Origin of the sequence: Photobacterium rosenbergii, assembly GCF_033022775.1 — a bacterium.
Taxonomy (GTDB): Bacteria; Pseudomonadota; Gammaproteobacteria; order Enterobacterales; family Vibrionaceae; genus Photobacterium; species Photobacterium rosenbergii_A.
The window spans coordinates 1-333 of sequence record NZ_JAWJZI010000056.1; the positions used below are offsets into that span (position 1 = coordinate 1).

General features: G+C 52.6%; 1 tRNA gene. It reads right to left on the reverse strand.

The window, feature by feature from the left end:
- A tRNA-Pro gene (locus R2X38_RS26680) sits at positions 1–73 on the reverse strand.
- Positions 74–333: the final 260 nt, after the last annotated feature.

Here is a 333-nt window from a genome sequence, read left to right on the forward strand (position 1 = left end):
CGGTGAAGAGGGATTCGAACCCCCGACCCTCTGGTCCCAAACCAGATGCGCTACCAAACTGCGCTATTCACCGACGATAAATAATGGCGTTATAGGTTGCCACTATTTGAAATAGAGTGTCGTGAAGAGGGATTGACGCGGCTGGGCTTCCAGACCTCGACCCTCTGGTCCGCTATTCTCAAAATCCTGAGATGCGCACCAAGCTATGCTATTCACCGACGTTGTCAGCAGCACGCCATACAGGCATACCACTTTAAATAAGTGGTCGGTGAAGAGGGATTCGAACCCCCGACCCTCTGGTCCCAAACCAGATGCGCTACCAAACTGCGCTAT